We start from the raw sequence: 17,471 nt of genomic DNA, 5'->3' as shown, positions 1-17,471 counted from the left end.
CAGCAGTATTACTTTACGATAATTTTTCCGTGGAACATATCCATTCCACAAGCCCATTGATATTCGCCAGGCTTACTTGTATCGATTTCAATCGATTGTTGTTCGTTTTGTGGCAATTCCTTGTTGATCCCAAAATCGGAAAAGACAACCCGATCCAAGCAACTAGAAGCATCTTTTCTCGTGAAATTCAACGTTGCTGGAACGCCCTTTTTCAAAGTAACAACTTCAGGTGAATAACCACCCTTAACCTCAACATCGACACTTTGCTTGTTGTCATCGATTGCTGCTGTGGCACTGGCAACTTCATGTTTACCGAAGAACCACCAGAAAATAAAACCAATCATTGCTAAACACGCTATCAAAACTAAAATTCTTGCCATAATGTTATCCCCATTTCTTGTTTACAAATGTAATCTACTTAAAGTATATTATCGTTAAAGTTTACAATTGTCAACTAGATTGAAATAAAAAAAGATATCTCATCAATAAGATACCTTGATTCCTAAGAAATATCTGGCTAAAAAGGTTGCTTGTTCAGCGTTAACCTTGAGACCTTTAATCCCAGACTCTTCAATATCGATGGTTTCAAAGCGGCAACTACTGAAGTCCATCCCTTTTAATTTGGTACTGAGAATCGTCATTTTATTTAAGTCACAATCGTCAAAAAATACTTGCTTCAACTTATTTTCATTAAAACTCATATCTTTCAGACTGCTTGATTCAAAACTAGTTTCCTTCAAATTTGCTTGATTAATATTACCCAAGTCCATCAAACAATTTTTGAACAAAACATTATTAAAGTAGGATTTATCCAGATTAACGCCAATCATCTTACAATTTTGGAATTCAACGCGATATAAACTGGCTTTAGTTAAAAGGCAATTCGACAAATCACAACCTTTGAAGATAACGTCAGTCAATTCCAACTTATCAAAATCACATTCACTAAATGTGACGTGTTCAAAAATAGTTTTCTCAATAATCGGATGGTTAATAATTTGTTTTTCAACAAACTCGCCTTCAACAGTTTTGTCATGTAAGAAATAGTCCTCTTCATTAAAAATGTCGAAGAATGATGCCGACTCCAGATAGTCTTCACTGATTTTGGGATGGTCCATATTTTTAGCTCCTTAGTCACTTGTCTATAAAGTATCATATCAGATATTTTATTACGCGTGGTGCTAGTTAAGTATGCCGTCTCCAGAGCTGGGAAATATTCTCAAGCTGTGCGGAGCGGCCCGAGCCAAAATGCGGTCTCGAACCTCGGTTTGAAGACTTGACACAGTTCGTCAAGTCTCCAAACACGTCCGGTGGTATAAGTACGGAAGATTCCTTCCGTACTTATACCACTACCACGGCACACAAATATTTCCCAGCTCTTCCGACTAATTAATCGTTATTAGTTGAATGTGAAAGCATGTAAATTTACAAACCATTAAAAAAGTTGAAATAGATTATTAAAATTCACGTGCTTTGCGAAGTTCAAAATCAAGACAAAAGGCCTCGGCTTTTGTCGATTCCCATAATGACCTAAATTTCTCACTCCTGAAGGCAGTCAATGACAAATGTCATATGAGGTTATGACATCCCCCACTATTTATTAACAACCCCAAGAATTAAACTTACGTTGTTTCATAAATAAAGGAGGAAAAACCTATGACCTCATTAATCAGTGTTAATCATTTAAACAAAAGCTATGGTAAAAAGGAAGTTTTACATGATATTAATTTTGACGTCTCTAATCAACAAATTATCGCTTTAATTGGTGAAAATGGTGCTGGTAAATCAACCCTAATCAATATCTTGCTTAACTTAATTTCTGCCAGCTCGGGAACAGTTAATCTTTTAGATTCTTCAAAAGATTTACATGAACATATTGGTGTTATGATGCAACAAAATATTTCAATTACACGAATTACCGTGAAGGAAATTTTGAAACTGACACAAAGTTATTATCAACATCCATACCCTTACGAGGACTTAATTAAATTAGCTGGTTTAAAGGATTTAGAAAATTCAGAAATGCCCAAATTATCAGGTGGGCAAAAGCGACGATTATCTTTTGCTTTAGCAGTTGCGGGAAATCCCGATCTCTTATTTCTCGACGAACCAACGGCCGGTATGGATAGTCAAAGTCGCACAAAGTTCTGGCAAACTATTATTGATATGAAAAGACAACATAAAACTATCTTTGTAACCAGCCATTACCTAGCTGAATTAGAGTCGGTAGCTGACCGGATTATGATTTTACAAAATAAATCGATTAATTTTGATGGGACTTTAGCTGATTTACGTAATTTAGAAGGCGAAAAACTAATTGAATTTGATAGTGAATTGACACCCGAAATTTTCCAATCCCTATCAGAAATCATCGCTTTCAAACATATGGGAAAACATTATCAACTGACAACTAAAACTGCCGAATCATTAATTAAAGAATTAACTCCATATTTAACTGCCATCAAAAATCTACAAGTTAAACAAAATTCACTTGATTCACTATTTATCAACTTTAATAAGGAAGGTGCTCAACATGAGTAGTTTTATTTATCAAGTTCAAATAAATTTTAAACGTATCATCCTTCGTAACAAGCGCTTCTTTTTCTTTGATATTGTTCTGCCAATTTTATTCTATATTTTGTACTCTAAAATATTTGTCGGAAACGCTGCTCAAACTGAATTGAAAGTCTGGCAATTGAATTATCTTATCAGCATGATTATTTACGGCTGTTTACTAGGTTCCACAATCACTGTTGCTAATACACTACTGGAAGATCAGACTAGTCATTTTGATACGCTCTCTCGCCTAACACCCTTGCCTAGATGGAAATATTATTTGTCACGTGTGATTATTTTTCTACTATTAAATCTAATCGCTGCTGTCGGTATTTGCATAACTGGAATTTTAATTAACCATTTATCATTACCAATCAAAACTTGGTCTTTCATCATCTTAGCAACAATTATTGGCACTATTCCACTTATTTTTATAGGTATTCTCATTTCTCTATCTGGAAATCCAGCAACTGTGAACTTACTAAATAATCTGGTCACCTTCCCTTTAGCCATTATTAGTGGACTGTGGATGCCTATAAACGCCATGCCTAAATGGCTCCAAAGCATTGGTAAATTAACCCCCACTTTTCAATTATCCAATATTGATAAAGCCCTGCTTAATAGTAAATCAATAGACATTTCGTCCATTATAGGCATTATACTTTGGTTCCTTATTCTAATTGTGGGAACCTTACTAGTAATAAAGTATCAAAAACATCGGGAGTTGACCTTCGCATGAAATTTTTGGAAAAACATATTTTATTTCCTAAACGATTCGGTATTATTCCCTACTTTTGGGTATTTTCTTTGATATCATTATCCAGTGAAACCTTACTTAAACATGGGTTTGACTGGATTTTGTTTTCGTTATTATTGCTTTTTTTAAAATTATACCGTGATGGTTATGTAATAAACCGCTGGCTACCAGTTCAAATAACTGGTCAATTACTTATAACGACCTATCTAGTCTACCAATATGGCTTAGGAACCCTTTTTATTTATACAGCCTGGGAAATTGGTTCATTACCATTCAAAAAAAGTCAATTTTACAAATATACTGCCCTCTATTTGGTCTTCAGCGTATTTTGTATCCTTGGCAACATAATCTATAATTTCGAGCAATACCAATTTTTTGGAATTATTATCACGATGTTTTTCGCTATTGGATCTCCTTTTGCCGCACGCTCACTAGGAAACAGCTACCGCCGCTTGTATAGTTTAAAGCAAAACAATAAGCGTTTGGAGACTATTATTAAACAGCAAGAACGTGAACGAATTGCCAAAGATTTACATGACAATCTCGGTCAATCTTTCTCAGTGATTACTTTGAAGGCTGAATTGGCTGACAAATTAATAGATAAAAGTCCTAATCAAGCACGACAAGAAATCAAAGATATCGCAACAACTTCAAGAGCAAGCCTAACCATGGTGCGAAAAATTGTCAGTAATTTGAATCAGAAGTCAATTGCCGAAGCAATGATTGAAGAGGAACACAACCTACGTCTAGTCAATATCATGCAAAGCTCGAATAACGAAAAAATCTCTATCAACTGGCCCATCAAAGTTCAAACTGTTTTAGCAGCCATTATTAAAGAAGCATCAACTAATATTATCCGCTATAGCCAAGCTCATATTGCTACATTTAATTTTAATGAAGACGACGATAATTACTATCTATCCATTAAAGATGACGGCATTGGCTATCAAAAAAATCAACAAGACTCATTTGGTATCCAAGGTATGGCACAACGGTTATCTAACATTAACGGCACAATCACAATTGTATCAAGTTCAGGCATCACCCTAAAAATCCAGATTAAAAAGGACAAGTAATATGACAACAATTTTTCTGGCAGAAGATCAAAAGCTTTTGAATACCGCACTGGCAACGTTACTAAGTTTAGAAGATGACCTCGAAGTCATTGGCACTTCTACAGACGGAGAGGATGCTTTATCATCAATCATCACTAAAAATCCTGACGTTGCTATTCTTGATATCGAGATGCCTAAACTATCAGGATTAGACGTCGCCCAACAAATTCATTTACTCAGACTGCCAATCAAAGTCATTATTTTAACGACATTTGCTAATGCACAATATTTTGCTCAAGCCGTTGCAGCGGACGTTAACGGATATTTATTGAAAGATAATCCGACCGAACAGTTAGTCAAAGCAATTCATGAGGTCCTAGATGGGAAAACAATTTTCTCACCAGAATTAGTTTCGACGATTATTTCAGCTGAAAAGAATCCCTTAACGAAACGTGAATTAGATGTTCTAAAAGAGATTAAAACTGGAAAAAGCAGTAAGGATATTGCTAAAGCAGTCTTTTTGTCAGAAGGAACAGTTAGAAATTATATTTCTTCTATTCTTAGTAAGACGGGAACTTCTTCACGAATTGAAGCTTTGAATGTCGCTGAGAAGAATAAATGGATTTAAAAAAATAAGTGTCACTCTGTTTTGACAGAATAAGGGTGGCTGGTGGCGATAGCTTTCGTAGTCAACACTAGATATAATGATATTAAATGGTTTTTACCAGCAACTAAACCGTATTTCAATACCGTTATGCATAGTGAGGAAAAGTAATGCGAATTCTAAATGTGATTGACCATATCTTGGATAAGGACTCCGGCAACGTTGTTTTGTCGCAAAAAGAGATTGCTAAGGATAACCTTGAAATTTCCAATTACGTTGAAAAAGTGATTGATAAATTTGAAAAAAGTGAATATGTAGAGTTAGAGCTATCACGTATTCCGATGCTCGAACAGTTCTGGAATGGGCGTGACGATTTTCAAAAACTGACGGAAAAATTTGCGTTGGATTATTTTGACAGTATCAAGGTCAATGAAAAAATTCCCGGTGGCGACTTGTTGTTCTTTAACGTCGAACTAGAGAACTTGAGCCAAATGATTGGGATTGCCAAGTTGGATTACACTCAGCGCTATATCCATAACGTTGAGTATGACGAGGATGTTTTGGTTAATAACATCGTTCAAAACAATAGTATCCTGCCATCGCCTAGTCAGGGGGTCAAGAACATGCTCCTGATTGATGGCGATAAAATTCAGTTACGTGAACAGCAGTACACGGGTGCCAGTGGTAAGTGGCTGATGTCGCGGGATTTTCTTAACGTTGCGGCGGTTCCCATCAAAGTTTCGAACAACGTTAAGCAGATCAAAAAATCGATTCAAAAAATTTCGGAAAAGTACGATGACGGGGATGACTTCACCATCACGTCCAAGACACAGCAGGCGATTCATGACAGTATCGAGACGGATGGCGTCATTGATAATGATTATATCGCCGACGTGGTGTTTGACCAGAAAGAAGAAGCTAAAGCAGAATTTAAGGACCAACTGGCCAAAAAGGCGATTGAACCAGTCGTTACCGTCCCCAACGTGGATTATTTTGAAAAGAAATATGAGCGTCAAAAGATCAAGTTAGATAATGGGATTGAAATCAACGTGCCGATTAGCTTGTTGAAGAATCGGGATGCGATTGAGTTTGAAACGAATCCGGATGGCAGTACTTCGGTGGTGATTAAGAATATTGGGAGTTTGAAGAGTCAGTTTTAGGTGCGTGAGTAAGATAGATTTGTGAATAAAACGCTAAAAATCGAATGATGGTTATTCGATTTTTAGCGTTTTTGATAAGTAACTGTTCGGCCGTCAGTTTCTTGACGGCTTAATTATTCTAAACATTTTGACATTATTTTTCGGCTACCAAGCCTATGAAGCCTGGTTTTGTGGAAGATTAATTGACCAACTTAATCTTAATTGCTAATGCTCCATACTTTTCTTCCATTTCTCGTGAATAAATCTCCTGATTCTCTTGATCCAGCTCAGCAATCGATTCATCCTCAGGACTACCAATAATTACACCAGAATATTTTCGGAACAAATCCTTAAAACTAGCGAATCGTTCCAATCCGAGAATTTCCGTCACAACTGTTTCGTTAGTTTTCAAATCAGTAAAGCGAATCTCTTCACCAACTTGTAACTTTGATCTCTTCTCATCATTCAATCTAACTTCAATCGTCTTCGTTCCATTCTTAATTGCCATAAATGGCTGGTGATTCAAATGCATGTCTATCAAATTATCACTCGATTCTTTTAAATTAATTATTTTATATCTCCCTAAAACTCTATAATTATGTAATATATAGTACGCATGGATATTAGTTGATAACCTATTATAATTATTTCATAGTCTAAAGTTGCTTGAATGCTTTTACATTCAATTAATAACGATTAATTAGTCGGAAGAGCTGGGAAATATTTGTGTGCCGTGGTTCGAGACCGCTCTTTGGCTCGGGCCGGTCCGCACAGCTTGTGAATATTTTCCAGCTCTGGAGACGGCATATTTAACTAGCATCACATGTATTATATAGTAGAAACATAGGGGGGATAAATATGGGGTCACTTCGTGAATTACGTTATCAAAACCGTAATTTCTGGAAATATTTCTGGAAATACGGTCAAATTATTATTTTGATTCAATTAAGTATTAATTTTATTTTCGTGCCGATATTAAACGCCATGGCTAATGGCATCAACTATCTCGGCAATGTTAATTATATTTCTTATAGCAACGCAATCGACTTGATTACTCACAAGCCGTTGGTCGTTCTCGGGCTGATTTTTGTTTTATTAATAATACTGTTGCTGGTTTTCGCCCAGTTCACGTTAATGCTAGTCAGTTTTCAAGCTATCAAATCCAATGCCAGTTTGAGTTGGTGGGATTATCTCAAGAGTGTCAGTAAAAATCTCTTCGGTCTTCCCTTCAAAGCTTTCGGATTTTTCCTACTATATTTCCTAATTATCACGCCATTCGGCAGCTTGGGCATGTCCTCCACGCTTTTGAGCAAAGTTAAAGTTCCCCAATTTATTATTGATTGGTTATTTCAAGAACATTTACCATTAGGACTGCTTCTAATTGCTGTTTATCTCGTAATTTTTTATATTGGATTACGTTGGCTCTTCGTTTTGCCAATGATGATTTTTGAAAATAAAGATATCAAAGATGCTATCAAACGCAGTTGGCACATGACTCAAGGTAAAATGCTTTATTACTTGGGGCTTTTCTTAGGATTGGTTGTCATCGTTGCCCTTTTTGTCATGATTAGTAACGGATTTTTCGTTGGTATGCAGGCAATTGTCGACAATCTTTCATTCCTAAAAGTTATCGACTTTCCAATGGCAGTCATCAATATGACTATCATTCGATTGCTAAATTACGTTGTAAGTTTGTACGCTGCTGGCATGTCCGTCTTGATTCTGCTCAGCCACACGCACACACATTACTTCTATCCTCGAAGAAAACATCGCAGTCACAAATGGTTCTGGGGTATTTTGGGAACAGTTTTTGCAATCTCATTTATCGGATACAATTCATTTTACTTCAATGATTTATTTTTGACTCCACCATTAACAATTTCTCACCGTGGTGTTGACGATGGCAATGGTGTCCAAAATACTATTCAATCGCTCGAAGCCACTGCTAAAGAAAAGCCAGATTATATTGAGATGGACGTTCAAGAAACTAAAGATCATCAATTTGTCGTTTTCCATGACAACACGCTTAAAGGTTTGGCCGGCATCAACAAGCGACCTAGCCAGATGACTTTGGATGAATTGACCCAAACACAGATTCACGAAAATGGTAAAGTCACCCACATCGCCAGTTTTGACGATTACTTGGCAACATCAACGCGCCTACATCAAAAACTGTTGGTCGAACTGAAATCTGTTCCTGGTAATAAGAAGGATTTTGTAAAACTATTTGCTAAAAAATATCAAAAACAACTCTTAAAAAATAAGGCTATGGTTCACTCTTTGAATTATAACTATATCGAGGAAACCAAAAATCTGATTCCAAAAATCACCACCAGTTATATCTTGCCGTTCAATCTTTTCGGCGTTCCATTCACCAATGCCAATGCTTTCACCATGGAGTACACAACTCTAAATCAATCATTCATCGACAATGCCCATCTGCAACAAAAGAAAGTCTTTGCTTGGACCGCTAACGATGAAGAATCCATGGATCGAATGATTTTCATGGGCGCTGACGGCGTTATAACGGACAACTTAACTGAATTGCAAACGGAAAATGACGACTTATTCAAACACGCTACTTACACTAAACGTATGGCCGCCTATATTTCACAGATGCAAGATCCATTTGAATAAAAAGAAGGACGCTATTCAGCCATTCGCTGATCAACGTCCTTTTTTGGTGTCTCCATATTTATATATCCATCGTAATCGGTATGTTTGAACGAAATATTCTGACCTTCACCAGCCATTTTAGCAGCATGTTTTCGGCCCCAAATCGACATATCAATCAGAACTTTTTGCAATGATTTGCCCTCTTCCGTCAACGAATATTGCACGCAAAGTGGCAAAACAGGATAACTTACTCTTTGAACAATCTTATCGTCGATCAATTCGTTCAACTGTTGTGTCAAAACCTTCTGACTGATTCCAGAAATCTTACGTAGCAGTTCACCATTGCGCATTGGTTGCTTACCTAAGTGGCATAGAATCATGGATTTCCACTTTCCGTTAATAACTGAAAGAGTCAGATCCATGCTCATATGATAATTTTTTTCTTCCATATATAAAAGCCTCTATCTATTTTAAAATCAATGCTCTAAATTAAGATTATTCACAAACTTTACGAGCCTATTATCTTACTGTTTAACACTTTAACTTATTTTAATATATTCAACAAATGAAGACGCTCTAGCTTTCGGATGACAGTGACATTCTCGTAGTTACTAAATAGTGCGTACTATGATTTTAGCATATAACTCTTTACAATAATCCCATTGATACTTTTAGGAAATGAGGTCCTGATTTATGACAGAAAAATATAACTTTTTAAAGCCCTACACTTTTAAAAACGGCGTTACGATTAAAAACCGCATTGTCATTCCACCAATGACCGAAGCTGCAGCCCTAGAAAACGGTGCTGTCTCGCAAGACGAATTGCGCTATTTCGATATTCACACCGGTGGCGTTGGTATGTTCATCATCCCCACAATGAATGTTTCTGACGATGGCAAAGGTTTCGAAGGTGAACCTTCAGTCGCTGACGATAAATTCATGCCCGGTTTGAAGAAATTGGCTAGTACCGTTAAACAAAATGGCACAAAGGCTATTTTACAAATTTTCCACGCCGGTAGAATGTCTAATTCTAAAATCTTACGTGGCGTTCAACCTGTTTCTGCTAGTGCTGTCGCTGCATTGCGTCCCAACGCTGAAACTCCTCGTGAATTAACTGAACCTGAAATCGAACAAATTATCGAAGACTTTGGCCAAGCTACTCGTCGTGCTATCCAAGCTGGCTTTGACGGTATCGAATTGCATGGCGCCAACACATATTTGATGCAACAATTTTTCTCACCACACTCAAACCGTCGTACTGACAAATGGGGTGGCAACCTTGAAAATCGCATGCGCTTCCCTCTTGAAGTTATTAAGAGTGTTCACGCCGCCGTTGAAAAATACGCTGATGATAAGTTTATCGTTGGTTACCGTATTTCTCCTGAGGAAATTGAAGAACCTGGTATCAGACTAGATGACACGTTGAAATTTATCGATGTTCTAGCCGACCAACCCATCAACTACTTACACGTATCAATGGGTTATGCTTGGCGAACTTCATTGAACGATAAATCCGATGACGAACCAATTATTCTCAAGGTGAAGAAAGTCGTCAACGACCGTCTACCATTGATTTCAGTCGGTTCAATCGAGAAACCCGCTGACGCTGAAAAGATTGTCGATTCAGGTATCGATTTCGCTGCCATTGGCCGTGAATCAATTCGTGATCCAAAGTGGGTCCAAAAAGTTGAACTCGGACAAGAAAACTCAATCAGATATCAAATGTCACTAACAGAGCTCGATGAATTAGGCGTTAACTCAGCCTTTCTCGACTTCTTATATGCTTTACATGCCGATCTACACTTGGTCGGTTCAGATCAACCTAAAGATGACTTTGCTGAAAAGCTTGGTGGAGTTGAGGGTAACTAAATCTAAATAAGAGAGTGCGACAAAACATGGTCAGCTTTCGAGCATTAAGGCAAATAAGACGCGTAATCCGATTTTGGATTGCGCGTCTTATTTGTTTTAAGCGGAAAAAGCTATGTTTTGTTGCACGTTTATGCTGAATATTTAAGATGAAAATAGTTATGTCACAGCTTCTTCTCTTATTTTTTTAATTTATGAAGGGTGAAACTAAAATTAAAACATTAATGCTATCTTATTAAATCGTTCTTTCCATCAGTATCAATATAATGGAATACATCGGCCTTGCTAAAAATCGGAGAATCGTTCATTGAAGCTTGTGCCAAAACTGAATTAGCAATCGCAAACTCCAAAATATCTTCAAAGTCCCATTTTTCAATTAAACCTGTCAGAATGCCGCTGGCAAAGGCATCCCCACTACCGATTCGATCGAGAATATTCAATTCTTTAGCGGCAGAACGATAAATTTTATCATGATGGAACAAGAAACCCTCAAAGTATTTGCGATTATCAATGAAATTACGTTTACTTCCTGCAAAAAAGTTAATTTGATAATCCTGACAGAATTTTTGATAGAGCTTCGTTTCATCATCAACTTGATAATCCAATAAATCAGTTAAATCTCGGCGACTGCCAAAAGCTATATCGACAAATGGCAAAATTTTCTGATAACGTTTCTTCATCGTCTCGTGATTGTTGTCCTCATTGAGACTCATCCGATAATTGAAATCGAAACAAACGGTCTTATGACGTTCATGAGCCACTTCTGCTAAATGTAAAGCAGCTTTACGTGTTTGGCGATTCAAACTCAAGGCAATCCCACAAATGTGAACCATATCAACGCCAATTAATGCTTTTTCAAAGTCATAATCATCAGCGTTCATCAGGCAAAAAGAACTCGACAGGCGGTCTTGATAAGTCACTCGTTGCGGACGGGCTCCCTGCCCTAATTCAACGAAAAAGCTGCCTAAATTTTTCCCACGATAAAGAATATTTTTGTCAGAAATGCCTAATTTACGCACATCCGCTGCAGCTTTTTTACCAATAGGATTATCCGGCAATACCGTTAACATAGACGTTTCATAGCCAAAATGTGCCAAACTACTCAAAAGATTCACACCAGTTCCGACAGTCGACATTGTCAGCTGATCACTCTGCTCCAGCATCATTCTATCAGCCACGGTGAAACGCAGCATGACCTCGCCAAAAGCTAAAATATTCATATTCTAACCTCTAAAACTTCTTGATAATCTCGTATAATTTAGCGACATCTTCTGGTCTAGTATCGCCAGTTTCTTTATCGATAATTGAACTGTAAACGTGTGGAATGATTCGTTTAACGCCGGCATCAACTGCGATTTTGACAATTGTTTCAAAGTTTTCTAAGTCGATTCCACCAGTTGGTTCCAAGTCAAAATCGTTAGCAGCACAGGCACGAGCTACTTCTTTGAATTCTTCAACGTGTGCTAAACCTTTCATTGGGAAAAACTTGATTGATGAACCACCCATATCTTTTAACAAAGCAATGGCAGTTTCAATTGGTACTTCAGTTGGAGCAGCTTGGCTACTCAAAGGACCAGTGGCAAGGTTGACGAGCCCTACTTTACCAGTTGGTGAAACTAGCCCATTAATGATTGTTTCATTTTGACCCAAGGCTTCTCTAGTAGCGCCCACACCTGTGAAAACTTGGTTGACGTGTTGTGGTTGAATTTCTTTTGAAACTCGAGTTACCATTCCACTTTGCTTTGGATCACCGGCACCTAAACCAACCGAAACGGCGTTGTCAATTTCTGCTTGATACAATTTCATGTCAGCAATTGCGGCTTCATCACTTGGGTAATTTTTCGTCAAAACTCCGAGTACCACGTGACCTTCAGCGGCTTCATAACAATCTTTGGCGTTTTGAACTGAATTAGCTAGTACGTTCAAACAAATTCCATTTGCTAAATAATTAGGTAGTAAATTCATCTTTATTTTCCTCCAACGATTTTCTTTAAACTGGATACAATTTGATACATTTCAACATCATCGACCGCTCTAATATCAAACTCGATAATGCCTTCATTAACACGATATTCACGAGCATAAATCGCTACATCGCCGTTACGTAACTGTTCACAAATTTCTTTAGCTGACAAATCTCCAGTCGGAGTCACTTCAGCTCGATAAATTTGCCGACCAGCCGCATCTTGAACGACTCTAACTTTCAAGCCAGATACTTCGGATAAATTCTCAACAAACGGTTGTAATCTAGCTTTCATTGACTCACCAGATTCAGAACCATCCTGCAAATACTTGGCAATTGCGGCAGTTAAACCGATAATGTTTTCCTTACCGATTTTCATTGCTCGACCTATTCCAGCACCCTGCATGCGAGCCCAACGAATGTATTTTTCTTTACCGATGATTACTCCAGAAGCTGGTCCTTCGATTGCTTTAGCACCACTGTAAATCACGACATCAGCGCCAAGCTTGAGATATTTCAACAAGTCTTCTTCAGCAGCCGCATCCAAAACTAGTGGCAAATTGTGATGGTGGGCCACTTCAATAGCTTCACGAATCGTCAGCATACTCTTTTGAACCGTGTGGTGACTCTTGATATAAAGAATAGCCGCTGTCTGATCAGTTATTTGCATTTCCAAATGTTCAGGTGTACACATATTGGCGTATCCAGCAGGAACCATTTTGGCACCAGCAACACCAAGCATGACATCAACTGGCGCACCATAGTCAACGTCATGTCCCATAGGCAAAATAACTTCTCGTTTAGAAATTCGGTCAGTATATGGATGATAAACGTGATAATGACTGCCTTGTCCAATGATTCCAGCAATCGTTTCGGCGATACCAGCTGAAGCCGAGTTAACTACTAAAGCATCTTCACTATTAACCAAATGGGCTAAATATTTACCCGTTTGAATAAGCAGGTCACCCATTTCAAAAAAGTTTTGGGCACCTTGTTTTTGAGCTTCAACCACTTCATCAGACACCTTAGAAACACCAAGGATAGTCATTTTTCCATCAGCGTTGATGACGTGCTTCAAGTTATATTTTTTATAAATATCCATATTATTCTCCAATCAGATACGCGTTGCCGCCGACAATACTATAGATTGGTTCGACAGTCTTGGTACTTTTACGAGTGTTGCCATCTGAATCAACCAACGTTTTGGAAAAATCTTCAATATTGAAAATCGTTACGTCAGCGTCCATGCCAATAGCCAATTTTCCTTTATTGGTTAAGTGATAATTGGCTGCTGGAACAGTCGTGATCATTGGCAAAATTTCTGGCAGATCAAAACCAAGATACAACATCTTTTCGATACACGTTGCCAGATTATAAACTGGACCATGTTCACGATTACCGTGGTAAATATCGGTACTGAGACTCTGCGGATAAATATGATTCTTGAATGCCGCCTCAGCTGTTTCAAAATTGAAACTTTCCGTTCCGTGACCGACATCAAAAATAATGCCTTTATCGAGACCTTCACGAACGAAATCTTTGATTGAACCATCCGGATTGAGAATGCCATTATCCTTACCATTGAAGCAATGCGTCATAATATCGCCAGATTCCATGACATCCATAATCTCTGATAACTCTGGTGGATTAGTCCCGACATGCACCATTAGTGGCAATCGTTGTGATAATTTCTTTTGAAATTCTTTAGCAACTATTAGTGGCTTAATCCCATTACCAACGACAACCGATTTACTGATACGAGCTTTCAAGCCAATAATAAAGTTCGGATAATCGTTGATAGCCTGTTGTAAATCATCAAATTGAAGTCGATCCATATCGCCTAATTCATCTTGAGCCAAGATTCCCGTTTTAGAAATGTTAATCATCGCATAGACGTTAGTTTTCTTTGCTTGTGCCAGATGATAAAAGTCACCGATATTGTCAGCACCTGTTGAGCCCGCATCAATCACCGTTGTAACGCCGTTACAGCAGCCAACCAAGTCAGGGTCATCATAGTAAAGCGACATTTTTTCATAACAGTGGACATGGTCATCAATCCAACCTGCAGAAACGTACGAATGTCCTTGCAAATTGATAACTTCATCAGCGACGACATCTAATTGCGGTGCCATATCGATAATTTTTCCATCTTCCAATAACAATTCCAAAGGCTGTTCATCGATATCCTTACCGTTTTTTATATAGAGACTATTCACAAGATCATCTCCTAAAACGGAATTTGTCCCATGGTCCGATGTAATCTAATAGGAACAATTCATCTGTTGGAATTTGGGCGACACGATTTTTTCTGATATCGCTGTGGTCCTGTAAAACAACCTGCAATTCATTCTTATACTTGCCGAATTCATCGTTACCAATGACAATATCGCCACGGACAAAGGTATGTGTATCGGAATTAACGGGATTATCGTTAGCTTTATACTTCTTACGAACTTCAGTCGAACGGATAACTAAATCAGTGATATCACCACGTCTGACATGTTGATTATCAAGCAGAACTTCACGCTCCAATTGAGTAATGCCTTCGGATAAAGCCACATTGAAGACTAGTTGATAACGATCCAATTCTCCAAGACGACGTAACTCATCTTCCGAGGCATAAGCATTTCCGATAATTACGCAGTCAATCAAGTTGGTAGCGAAAAGATGTTTAGCTTGAACATCCAATGGCAAATCACGGTGCATTTCCAAAGTTGGCAAGCCATCATTGATATCCCAAGGTCCGATTGTTCCAGCTTGCGAAGTGATAAAGGCAGCTGTTTCGATACCTTGATTCTTAAATCTCTGCGAGGCTCTGATGAAGAAATCTAGTGGTAAACCAGTCCCACGTTGAGGATAGAAGTTGTGGCAACCGTAGATGAAAGGTCGATTAGATGAATAGCTCAAAATATTATCCAGATAAGCCACATCATTACTCATGTTCAACTCGATATTCATTTCTTGAGGATTGAATGATAGTAAGGCTTCTTTTTGACCATCGAATCCTTGATCAAGTCTGATAGCGTCAGCACCTAATTCAGAGAAGAAGTCCAAATCATCATAAGAAATGCCTAATTGATCAAAGATATTGGGAGCAATATCCAAAGTAGTTGAGAATCCCAGACCTTTAGCAAATTTAATCAAATCGGTAAATTTTTGAGCAACTTTTTCTTTACCTTCTGAAACTTCCAACATACTCATAAAAATTCTGGTGAATCCATACTGACTAGCAAGTACGAGGTAACGCTTATCTTCGTTCACATCGCTGTGGTCTGGATATAGCGAGATACCTAAAGTTCTCTTGGTCATATTTTTTTACCCCTCTCCATTTTCTGGAATTCTTTCAAGTAGTAATTCGAAATCACAACGGAAAAATAAATTGTACTGAGTATTACTAGAACCACGGCATATTTTACGTAGAAGCTAATCACCGCTAAAGTTAAAATTACGGACAATGAAATGAAAATTAACTTTCCAGCGTGAAATTTTTTTAAAAATCTAGGCATAATATCTTTTTGAACCAGAATTTCACAGGCAATAAAATAGATTGCTAAAAATAGTAAAGCCATTATTCTCACCTATTCCTTTTCTAGTTGTTGTTTTTCAAAAATCTTGAAGAATGGGTAGTAAATTGCCAAGTCGATCAAGAAGTTAACAAATACCAAAATCATGGCTGGAATACTCCAGTTTGTACTACTGAATGCACCCAATGGACTGGGAACGGTAAATGGTAAACGGGCCATCATCATTGGCACAACGCCCCAGATAGTCATGAAATACGAGAGTGTTCCGGTAACTAAAGGTGCCACGATGAATGGAATACCTAAGATTGGATTCATAACAATTGGTGCACCGAAGATAACTGGTTCATTGATGTTGAAAAGTCCTGGCAGAATCGCAAGTTTTCCCAAATCCTTGAGATATGCTGACTTAGAGAACATGAACAAAACAACTAAGGCCAAAGTACCACCGGCTCCACCAATCCAAAGGAACCATTGTAAGAATTGTTCAGTGAAGATTGTTGAAAGGTGATTAGCACTAGTTCCACCAGCAAATTCACTCATATTTTGGGCGATTGACATTTCCCAGAAAGGTCTTGTAATTGGCGCCATGATAGCTGCACCGTGAATACCCAACGTCCAAAAGCCGGTAATCAAGAGAATTGTTAGTAAGCCACCGAAGAGACTGTTACCAACTAAGACACCCTTTAATGGCATCAAGATCAAACTCAAGAATGATGAAATATTGAAGTTTAAAATGTAACGAATGAACCAGAAGAAAATCAGGATAAATGCAGCTGGAATCAAGGCGACAAAGGAATTAGAAACCTCTGGTGGTACACCTTGCGGCATTTTGATGGTGATATTCCGTTCTTTGAAGAAACGATAAATTTCAACCGACAAAAGTCCGGTCACAATTGAAGCGAACAACGATGAAGCACTCAAATTAGAAATATCGATGTAACGTCCCGCCGAAATCACACCTTTAACATCTTCGGTGATGTGAATTGGTGCGGCTGTTGAAACTAAGAAAGCTAAAACGGCCAAAACTCCGTTGCTCAATTTATCTAATTTGTAACTGTCAGCCAATGACGATGCGATACCGAATGTGGCATACAAAGCTAAAATACCGACAGTATAACGAAACGGTATATCTAAAATTTCCTTATAAGGAGCTATTGCATCAGCCCACGCTTGAATTGGGGGATTATTGATCAAAGTAAAGAATGAACCAACAATGGTCAGTGGTAGTGTTGAAATAACCCCCTTTCTGATTGCCATCATGTGTCGTTGTGTCCCAACTCGATTGGCAACTGGCAAGATCTTGGCGTTCAAAAAATTAACAAAATTATCCATATGTACCCTCCTCTTTTTTCGCAATCATCATAACATTATAATGTTATGATGTAAACGCT

At 37.9% G+C, this 17,471-nt stretch carries 17 protein-coding genes; 7 read left to right on the top strand and 10 right to left on the bottom strand.

Annotation, left to right across the window (positions count from 1 at the left end):
* Positions 1 to 8: 8 nt before the first annotated feature.
* Positions 9 to 380, bottom strand: coding sequence for a cupredoxin domain-containing protein (locus JP39_RS00385; RefSeq protein WP_041501444.1), 372 nt, complete (start codon positions 378 to 380; stop codon positions 9 to 11).
* Between the two features lie 102 nt (positions 381 to 482).
* A complete protein-coding gene (locus JP39_RS00380) occupies positions 483 to 1,118 on the bottom strand; it encodes a pentapeptide repeat-containing protein (RefSeq protein WP_041501445.1) in 636 nt (211 codons plus the stop codon).
* Positions 1,119 to 1,656: 538 nt separating this feature from the next.
* Between JP39_RS00380 and JP39_RS00375 the strand changes: the two genes are divergently transcribed.
* From JP39_RS00375 to JP39_RS00355, 5 genes are all read left to right on the top strand, one after another.
* Positions 1,657 to 2,541: an ABC transporter ATP-binding protein gene (locus tag JP39_RS00375; protein ID WP_041499152.1), complete on the top strand. Its 885-nt coding sequence runs from the start codon at positions 1,657 to 1,659 to the stop codon at positions 2,539 to 2,541.
* Positions 2,534 to 3,295, top strand: coding sequence for an ABC transporter permease (locus JP39_RS00370; protein WP_041499150.1), 762 nt, complete (start codon positions 2,534 to 2,536; stop codon positions 3,293 to 3,295). Before JP39_RS00375 ends, JP39_RS00370 begins: the two co-directional genes overlap by 8 nt.
* Complete coding sequence (locus tag JP39_RS00365; RefSeq protein ID WP_041499149.1) at positions 3,292 to 4,389, top strand: sensor histidine kinase; 1,098 nt, start codon at positions 3,292 to 3,294, stop codon at positions 4,387 to 4,389. Before JP39_RS00370 ends, JP39_RS00365 begins: the two co-directional genes overlap by 4 nt.
* A gap of 1 nt (position 4,390) precedes the next feature.
* Entirely contained in the window at positions 4,391 to 4,996 is a 606-nt protein-coding gene (locus tag JP39_RS00360; RefSeq protein ID WP_041499148.1) for a response regulator transcription factor, read from the top strand.
* Positions 4,997 to 5,142: 146 nt separating this feature from the next.
* Positions 5,143 to 6,132 carry a nucleoid-associated protein gene (locus JP39_RS00355; protein ID WP_041499146.1) on the top strand — a complete coding sequence of 330 codons (990 nt, stop codon included), beginning with the start codon at positions 5,143 to 5,145 and terminating at the stop codon, positions 6,130 to 6,132.
* Positions 6,133 to 6,310: 178 nt separating this feature from the next.
* Here the strand turns inward: JP39_RS00355 and JP39_RS00350 are convergent, their stop codons facing one another.
* Positions 6,311 to 6,643 (bottom strand): ASCH domain-containing protein, encoded by a 333-nt coding sequence (locus JP39_RS00350; protein ID WP_048699222.1) that lies wholly within the window; start codon positions 6,641 to 6,643, stop codon positions 6,311 to 6,313.
* A gap of 326 nt (positions 6,644 to 6,969) precedes the next feature.
* On the opposite strand from JP39_RS00350, the gene JP39_RS00345 reads away from it, so the two are divergent.
* Positions 6,970 to 8,748 carry a glycerophosphoryl diester phosphodiesterase membrane domain-containing protein gene (locus JP39_RS00345; RefSeq protein ID WP_041499144.1) on the top strand — a complete coding sequence of 593 codons (1,779 nt, stop codon included), beginning with the start codon at positions 6,970 to 6,972 and terminating at the stop codon, positions 8,746 to 8,748.
* An 11-nt stretch (positions 8,749 to 8,759) separates the two neighbouring features.
* Here the strand turns inward: JP39_RS00345 and JP39_RS00340 are convergent, their stop codons facing one another.
* Entirely contained in the window at positions 8,760 to 9,176 is a 417-nt protein-coding gene (locus tag JP39_RS00340; protein WP_048699225.1) for a winged helix-turn-helix transcriptional regulator, read from the bottom strand.
* A gap of 244 nt (positions 9,177 to 9,420) precedes the next feature.
* Between JP39_RS00340 and JP39_RS00335 the strand changes: the two genes are divergently transcribed.
* Positions 9,421 to 10,596, top strand: coding sequence for an NADH-dependent flavin oxidoreductase (locus JP39_RS00335; RefSeq protein WP_041499143.1), 1,176 nt, complete (start codon positions 9,421 to 9,423; stop codon positions 10,594 to 10,596).
* A 224-nt stretch (positions 10,597 to 10,820) separates the two neighbouring features.
* On the opposite strand, the gene JP39_RS00330 is transcribed toward JP39_RS00335, so the two are convergent.
* From JP39_RS00330 to JP39_RS00300, 6 genes are all read right to left on the bottom strand, one after another.
* Positions 10,821 to 11,813 (bottom strand): sugar kinase, encoded by a 993-nt coding sequence (locus JP39_RS00330; RefSeq protein WP_041499142.1) that lies wholly within the window; start codon positions 11,811 to 11,813, stop codon positions 10,821 to 10,823.
* Between the two features lie 10 nt (positions 11,814 to 11,823).
* Positions 11,824 to 12,558 (bottom strand): 2-dehydro-3-deoxy-phosphogluconate aldolase, encoded by a 735-nt coding sequence (dagF, locus tag JP39_RS00325; protein WP_041499140.1) that lies wholly within the window; start codon positions 12,556 to 12,558, stop codon positions 11,824 to 11,826.
* A 2-nt stretch (positions 12,559 to 12,560) separates the two neighbouring features.
* Complete coding sequence (locus tag JP39_RS00320; protein WP_041499139.1) at positions 12,561 to 13,658, bottom strand: DgaE family pyridoxal phosphate-dependent ammonia lyase; 1,098 nt, start codon at positions 13,656 to 13,658, stop codon at positions 12,561 to 12,563.
* Between the two features lies 1 nt (position 13,659).
* Positions 13,660 to 14,772: an amidohydrolase/deacetylase family metallohydrolase gene (locus tag JP39_RS00315; RefSeq protein WP_041499138.1), complete on the bottom strand. Its 1,113-nt coding sequence runs from the start codon at positions 14,770 to 14,772 to the stop codon at positions 13,660 to 13,662.
* Positions 14,773 to 14,776: 4 nt separating this feature from the next.
* The gene (locus JP39_RS00310; RefSeq protein ID WP_041499137.1) at positions 14,777 to 15,865 is read right to left on the bottom strand and encodes a DUF871 domain-containing protein; all 1,089 of its coding nucleotides are present in this window, start codon (positions 15,863 to 15,865) and stop codon (positions 14,777 to 14,779) included.
* 269 nt (positions 15,866 to 16,134) lie between these two features.
* Positions 16,135 to 17,412 (bottom strand): PTS sugar transporter subunit IIC, encoded by a 1,278-nt coding sequence (locus JP39_RS00300; RefSeq protein WP_041499134.1) that lies wholly within the window; start codon positions 17,410 to 17,412, stop codon positions 16,135 to 16,137.
* Positions 17,413 to 17,471 lie beyond the last annotated feature (59 nt).

The sequence above is a fragment of the Companilactobacillus heilongjiangensis genome (assembly GCF_000831645.3).
In the GTDB taxonomy this organism is placed as follows: domain Bacteria; phylum Bacillota; class Bacilli; order Lactobacillales; family Lactobacillaceae; genus Companilactobacillus; species Companilactobacillus heilongjiangensis.
Note: the sequence above shows the minus strand (reverse complement) of the source record. Positions and strands in the feature narration are given on the sequence as shown.

What these genes read in the sequence shown, in the direction of transcription:
- JP39_RS00385 (WP_041501444.1), bottom strand. Translation starts at nt 380, where the DNA reads ATGGCAAGAATTTTAGTTTTGATAGCGTGTTTAGCAATGATTGGTTTT.
- JP39_RS00380 (WP_041501445.1), bottom strand. Translation starts at nt 1,118, where the DNA reads ATGGACCATCCCAAAATCAGTGAAGACTATCTGGAGTCGGCATCATTC.
- JP39_RS00375 (WP_041499152.1), top strand. Translation starts at nt 1,657, where the DNA reads ATGACCTCATTAATCAGTGTTAATCATTTAAACAAAAGCTATGGTAAA.
- JP39_RS00370 (WP_041499150.1), top strand. Translation starts at nt 2,534, where the DNA reads ATGAGTAGTTTTATTTATCAAGTTCAAATAAATTTTAAACGTATCATC.
- JP39_RS00365 (WP_041499149.1), top strand. Translation starts at nt 3,292, where the DNA reads ATGAAATTTTTGGAAAAACATATTTTATTTCCTAAACGATTCGGTATT.
- JP39_RS00360 (WP_041499148.1), top strand. Translation starts at nt 4,391, where the DNA reads ATGACAACAATTTTTCTGGCAGAAGATCAAAAGCTTTTGAATACCGCA.
- JP39_RS00355 (WP_041499146.1), top strand. Translation starts at nt 5,143, where the DNA reads ATGCGAATTCTAAATGTGATTGACCATATCTTGGATAAGGACTCCGGC.
- JP39_RS00350 (WP_048699222.1), bottom strand. Translation starts at nt 6,643, where the DNA reads ATGCATTTGAATCACCAGCCATTTATGGCAATTAAGAATGGAACGAAG.
- JP39_RS00345 (WP_041499144.1), top strand. Translation starts at nt 6,970, where the DNA reads ATGGGGTCACTTCGTGAATTACGTTATCAAAACCGTAATTTCTGGAAA.
- JP39_RS00340 (WP_048699225.1), bottom strand. Translation starts at nt 9,176, where the DNA reads ATGGAAGAAAAAAATTATCATATGAGCATGGATCTGACTCTTTCAGTT.
- JP39_RS00335 (WP_041499143.1), top strand. Translation starts at nt 9,421, where the DNA reads ATGACAGAAAAATATAACTTTTTAAAGCCCTACACTTTTAAAAACGGC.
- JP39_RS00330 (WP_041499142.1), bottom strand. Translation starts at nt 11,813, where the DNA reads ATGAATATTTTAGCTTTTGGCGAGGTCATGCTGCGTTTCACCGTGGCT.
- dagF (WP_041499140.1), bottom strand. Translation starts at nt 12,558, where the DNA reads ATGAATTTACTACCTAATTATTTAGCAAATGGAATTTGTTTGAACGTA.
- JP39_RS00320 (WP_041499139.1), bottom strand. Translation starts at nt 13,658, where the DNA reads ATGGATATTTATAAAAAATATAACTTGAAGCACGTCATCAACGCTGAT.
- JP39_RS00310 (WP_041499137.1), bottom strand. Translation starts at nt 15,865, where the DNA reads ATGACCAAGAGAACTTTAGGTATCTCGCTATATCCAGACCACAGCGAT.
- JP39_RS00300 (WP_041499134.1), bottom strand. Translation starts at nt 17,412, where the DNA reads ATGGATAATTTTGTTAATTTTTTGAACGCCAAGATCTTGCCAGTTGCC.